Source organism: Acidovorax sp. HMWF029, assembly GCF_003060895.1.
Lineage (GTDB): Bacteria > Pseudomonadota > Gammaproteobacteria > Burkholderiales > Burkholderiaceae_C > Acidovorax.
In genome coordinates, this window is sequence record NZ_QAIH01000105.1 from 1,875 (window position 1) to 7,470 (window position 5,596).

Here is a 5,596-nt window from a genome sequence, read left to right on the forward strand (position 1 = left end):
GCGCACCGACATGGTGGCCCATGTGTGGGTGGTCGAGAAACCCACGGCCGATGGCATCGTCACCTCCGTCGAGGCGTTTGACCATGCGGGCGAGCTGATGGCCATGTTCTTTGGCGCCCGCAAGCCCGGCAAGCCCGAGCTGCAGGGCTGGCGGGATCTGGTGTCGGGGCTGCCCCGCGTGCAGGAGCTGGCCCATGCCGCGTGAGCCGATGCCGATGTGGCCTGCGCGCCGAACCTGGCTGCAGGGGGCTGCGGCACTGCCTCTGCTGTCTGCGTTGGGGACCGCAGCTGCGGCCCCGGCGCGCATTGTGGCGTTGGGCGGCGCGCTGACCGAAGTGGTCTACCTGCTGGGCGCAGAAACCATGCTGGTGGGGACCGACACCACCAGCCTGTACCCCGACGCAGCGCTCAAGACCCCCAAGGTCGGCTACATGCGCCAGCTCTCTGCCGAGGGGCTGTTGTCCCTCAAGCCCGATGCCGTGGTGGGCACCACCGAGGCGGGGCCGCCCGTGGTGCTGGACCAGGTGCGCAGCGCAGGCGTGCGTGTGGAGCTGGTGAAGGCCGACCACACCTGGGACGAAGTGCGCCGCAAGGTCAGCGCCGTGGGCCAGGTGACCGGCCGCGAACGTGCCGCCCAGGCGCTGCAGGCGCAGTTGGATGCGCAATGGGCCAGCGTGCAACAGGCGGTGGCGGGTGCGGCACGGCGCCCGCGCGCGCTCTTCATCCTCTCGCACGGCGGCAGCCCCATGGTGGCGGGCACCGGCACAGCGGCCGATGCACTGATCCGCTTTGCAGGCGCTACCAATGCCATCACGCAGTTCGCGGGCTACCGGCCGCTCACGGCCGAGGCCATGGCCAGCGCTGCGCCCGAGGTGCTGCTCAACAGCACCCAGGGCATCGAAGCGTTGGGCGGTGAGGCCGCCTTCTGGCAGCGGCCTGAGCTGGCACTCACGCCCGCCTTTCGCCGCAAGGCCTTGGTGGTTATGGAAGCCAGCCACCTGCTGGGCTTCGGCCCGCGCCTGCCTGCTGCCGTGCGTGAACTGCACACCCGCACACAGGCGATCACCGCGTGAGCAGCGTGGCCGTGGCACAGCCGGGTGTGCGCTGGAATCCCGTGCGCCTGTCGCCCCGCACAGCGCTCACCGCAGGGGCGGCGATGGTCGTGCTGGCCTTTGTCTGGGCCAGCACGCAGGGCGCTTATGCCATCACACCTGCCCAGCTGTGGCAGGTGTTGCTGCAGGCCGTGGGTGCGGCACCCACCGCCGAAAAGGCGCCGGAATACCTGGTGTTCGTCAATATCCGGCTGCCGCGTCTGCTGATGGGCGTGGCCGCTGGTGCGGGCCTGGGGCTGGCCGGTGCGCTGATGCAGGGGCTTTTTCGCAACCCGTTGGCCGACCCCGGGCTGGTGGGCGTGAGCAGCGGGGCAGCGCTGGCCGCCGCGCTCACCATCGTGCTGGGCAGCTACTGGCTGCCCGACATGCCGCGCACCTTGGGTAGCTGGGCCCTTGTGGGCATGGCCTTTGGCGGCGGCATGGTGGTCACTGCCCTCATCTACGGTCTGGCACAGGCCGATGGCGGCACGCGCATGGGGCTGATGCTGCTGGCGGGTGTGGCGGTCAATGCACTGGCGCTGGCGGGGCTGGGCTACCTCAATTTCATCTCTACCGACGAACAACTGCGCAACATCCAGATGTGGCTGTTAGGCAGCCTGGGCGGGGCGCGCTGGAGTGCTGTAGCCCTGGTGGGCGCTGTCGTGGCCTTCGCCTTTGGCCTGGGCCTGGCGCTGGCGCGGCCACTCAATGCGATTGCCTTGGGCGAGGCGCAGGCCACGCTGCTGGGGGTGCCGGTGGAGCGCACCAAGCGCCTTGCGGTGCTGGTCACAGCGCTGGCTGTGGGGGCGGTGACAGCCGCCACCGGCATCATCGGTTTCATTGGTCTGGTGGCGCCACACTGGGTGCGCCTGGTGGCGGGGCCTGACCATCGCGTGGTGCTGCCGGGCTCGGCGCTGCTTGGCGCCGCGCTGGTGCTGGCGGCGGATGGGGTGGCGCGCACCATCGTCCAGCCCGCAGAGCTGCCGTTGGGCGTGCTCACCGCATTCATCGGCGTGCCGCTGTTCCTGGCGATGCTGCGCCAGTTCCGGAGCAAGGTATGAGTGCCGTCGCTGCTATGGCGAACAACACCATCGCCGACCTGCTGGTCTGCGACCAGCTGGGCGTGGGGGTGCCCGGCAGGCCCTTGCTGGCCACCGTGCACACCCAGTTTGTGCCAGGGCGCGTCACAGCCATCCTGGGCCCCAACGGGGCGGGCAAGTCCACGCTGCTGGCCATGCTTTCGGGCCAGCGCGCGCCGTGCTCGGGCCATGTGTGGATGGGCGGGCAGCCGGTGTCAGGTAAAGGCACCCAGGCACTGGCGCGCCAGCGCGCCGTGCTGCCGCAGGACACAGCCGTTGCCTTCGACTTCACGGTGCAGGAGGTGGTGGAGATGGGGCGCTTTCCCCACCGCCAGCAGCCCAGCCGCCAAGAGGCGCGCATCGTGACCGCAGCGATGGAGGCCACCGGCGTGGCGCACCTGGCTGGGCGCAGCATCAACACCTTGTCGGGCGGCGAACGGGCCCGCAGCCATCTGGCCCGCGCCCTGGCGCAAATCTGGGAGCCACAGCCAAACGGCCCTGCGGGCGCCACCCGCTGGCTGTTGCTGGACGAACCCACCGCCGCGCTCGACCTGGCGCACCAGCACCACACGCTGGCCCTGGTGCGCCGCTGGGCGGTGGAGCAGGGCGTGGGCGTGGTGGCCGTGCTGCACGACCTGAACCTGGCCCTGCGCTACGCCCATGACAGCCTGCTGCTCGCCCCGGGCCTGGCAGGCCCGCGCGGCGTGCAGGCCACGGCCCATCTGCTCACACCCGACACCATCGCGCAGGTGTGGGGCGTGCGCAGCACGCCAGTGCAGGCGGCAGATGGGGTGCCGCAGTACCTGGTGGCGGCGCAGTGAAGGGAATTTCTATAGTCAAAATGGCCTCTGCCGCGCTATGGGTCTCAAAGATTGCTATCAAAAATGAAGCGTCTTCATGGTGTGCCTGTGCAACCTATGGAGCTAGGGATGTCCTGCATAACCCTCGCGAGTCGGTGGTAGTGCGGATCGGGACAGGCCGCAAGGCGTCTTTTTGCAGCCAATAGCCCGGCTATTGGCAAGAAAAACAACGCAGCGGACTGCTCGAGGCCGCGCTATCACAGACCGCAGGGAGTTATGCAGGACATCCCTAGGAGTCTGCGCGGCAGAAGGAGCATCGGCTGCAACGCGCGATAAACCGGTCTCGCGCAGCACTACCGCCTGCGCCCAAGGCCCCACCCTGGGCTTGTCGGTAGCACCACGCGATCCTCGGTTTTCGCGCGTTTCGCTTCGATGCCTTCTGCCGCACAGACTCCTAGGCCCCTCAACCCGTCAGGCTATCTGGCGGGGCGGGTGGCGCGGCCTGCTTAGAATCCCGCTGCCCATGCGTCGCTTGCTGCTCGTCTTTCTGTTGGTGTTCATGCCGCTCCAGTCCATCTGGGCAGCGGCGTCGCCCTATTGCGGGCACGAGTCAGCGCCGCAGGCATCGCACTTTGGCCACCATGTGCACCAGCACCATGGCGACGAAGGTGCCGACCACTCGGCCCCGGGCGCCAGCCCCAGCACCCTGGCCGACATGGACTGCCACGCCTGCCACGGCGCAGGCAGCGGCTTGGCGCACAGTGCCAGCGCCCAGGCCATCGTGGTGGCCGTGACGCACCCGCCGGGCCAGGCCGCACCCGCCTGGCCACCCGCACCCCTTACACGCCCCGAACGCCCCAACTGGTCCGTCCTCGCCTGAGAGACTGAGAGTCTTTTGTCCACGCCCGCCTGGCAAGCCAAAACGCCCCGGCGCGTCGTTGCAAATGCTCGCCATAGCCCGCGCTATGGCTGTGCTTTGCGCCTAGATCCGGAGCGTTTTCGCGCACCCTTCGGGCACGGCCAAAAAACTCCCAGCCTCTGAGCGGCGAGGCGGGGGCCACGGGCGGCCCCGTTTCATCTGTTGATGGTTTGGAGACCAGCCTTCCCAGGCAGTCGTGGTGTGCGCGTGCAGGTTTACTGGCGCGTGTCGCTGATCGTTTCCGACCTCCATCGCGCCTCGCCGATTTCACCCCGTGGCCCCGGCCACTGCAGAGGAATCGGATGAAACCAAAGACACAACGACAACACACGCCCATCGCCGCGCTGGCGGTGATGGCACTGGGCTGGGCACTGCTGGGCAGTGCCGCACAGGCCCAGACCGCAACCCCCGGTATTGCGCCGCTCACGCTCCAGGCCCTGTTCGAGCAGGCCTGGCAGCGCCAGCCCGAAGCGCAGTCTGCAGCCTTGAGGCGCGAGGCCGCGCAGGCCACACGCAGTGCTGCAACTGCCTGGACGGCCGAGCCCGTGGCGCTGGAGCTGGCCACCAAAACCGACCGCCCCGGCAGCAACCAGGGCAGCCGCGAGGCCGAGGTGGGCCTGGCCCTGCCACTGTGGCTGCCGGGCGAGCGCGCCCGCAAGGCCGCGCTGGCCGACGCCGAAGCGCAGGCGCTGGACAGTCGCCAGCGCGCCGCGCAGCTGCAACTGGCCGCCACCGTGCGCGAGGCGTGGTGGGCCGCGCAGCGAGCGCAGGCCGATCAGGCACTGGCGCAAGACCGACTGCTGAACGCCCAGCGCCTGGCCGCCGACGTGGCCCGCCGCGTGCGCGCGGGGGACCTGTCGCGCGCCGATCAGGCCCAGGCCGATGGCGCCGTGGCCCAGGCCGAAGCCGCCTGGGCCGAGGCGCAGGGCGCGCGCGATGCGGCGCAGGCGGCGCTGGCCGCCTGGGGCGTGAAGGCCGCGCAAGACCTGGCCCTGGCCGACGGCGCTGAGCCCGAGCCCGCCGTGCCCGATGCCACAGCAGTCGCTGCCCAGCACCCTGCGGCGGCCGACTGGCAGGACCAGGCCGAGGTGGCCCGCCGCGCGGCCGACCTGGCCGCCGTGCAGACCCGCGCCAACCCCGAGCTGACGGTGGCCGCCACGCGGGGGCGCGAGCAGGCGGGCGACCGTTACCAACAGACCTTCACGGTGGGTCTGCGCGTGCCCCTGGGCGGGGGCGACCGTGCGCAGGCCAAGCAGGCAGCCGCCCGCGCCGAAGCCCTGGCCGCCGAGGCGCGCGCGGCTGCGGAGCGCGACCGGCTAGCCGCCGACATTGCCGCTGCCGTGGCCCGCGTGAAGTCCACCCAGGCCCAGCGCGACGCCTTGGCGCGCCACGCGGCGCTGGCGCAAGGCACACGCGGCTTTCTCGACAAGGCCTTCCGCCTGGGCGAAGCCGACGGCCCCACCCGCCTGCGCGTGGAGCTGGAGACCGCCCAGGCCGAACGCCAGCTGGCCCGCGCCCGCATCGACGCAGCCGCCGCTGTCTCTCACCTGCGCCAGGCCCTGGGCCTGCTGCCGCAATGAACTCCCTGTGAATCCCGACAAATTTTTCAAGACAACCATGACACTCTCTTCCGCTTTCTCCACCCTGGGCTTGGCCCTGTTGCTGGGCCTGCTGCCGCCCACCGCACTGGCGGGCCCAGGCCACGAC

The 5,596-nt window shown here is 70.4% G+C and carries 6 protein-coding genes; all 6 read left to right on the top strand.

The genetic code is table 11. From position 1 onward, the window contains the following. A partial coding sequence (locus tag DBR12_RS22590; RefSeq protein ID WP_304529309.1) for a ChuX/HutX family heme-like substrate-binding protein occupies nucleotides 1-205 on the top strand: 205 nt, incomplete at its 5' end. Next, nucleotides 195-1,073, top strand: coding sequence for a hemin ABC transporter substrate-binding protein (locus DBR12_RS06935; RefSeq protein WP_108616588.1), 879 nt, complete (start codon nucleotides 195-197; stop codon nucleotides 1,071-1,073). The genes DBR12_RS22590 and DBR12_RS06935, both read left to right, overlap by 11 nt. Further along, the gene (locus DBR12_RS06940) at nucleotides 1,070-2,152 is read left to right on the top strand and encodes an iron ABC transporter permease (protein WP_108616589.1); all 1,083 of its coding nucleotides are present in this window, start codon (nucleotides 1,070-1,072) and stop codon (nucleotides 2,150-2,152) included. Before DBR12_RS06935 ends, DBR12_RS06940 begins: the two co-directional genes overlap by 4 nt. Next, a complete protein-coding gene (locus DBR12_RS06945; protein WP_233244334.1) occupies nucleotides 2,149-2,991 on the top strand; it encodes a heme ABC transporter ATP-binding protein in 843 nt (280 codons plus the stop codon). The genes DBR12_RS06940 and DBR12_RS06945 overlap by 4 nt, the downstream gene beginning before the upstream one ends. Nucleotides 2,992-3,493: 502 nt before the next feature. After that, nucleotides 3,494-3,850, top strand: a complete 357-nt coding sequence (locus DBR12_RS06950) for a hypothetical protein (protein ID WP_108616590.1) — start codon at nucleotides 3,494-3,496, stop codon at nucleotides 3,848-3,850. A gap of 341 nt (nucleotides 3,851-4,191) precedes the next feature. After that, entirely contained in the window at nucleotides 4,192-5,469 is a 1,278-nt protein-coding gene (locus tag DBR12_RS06955; protein WP_108616591.1) for a TolC family protein, read from the top strand. The last annotated feature ends 127 nt before the right edge of the window (nucleotides 5,470-5,596 follow it).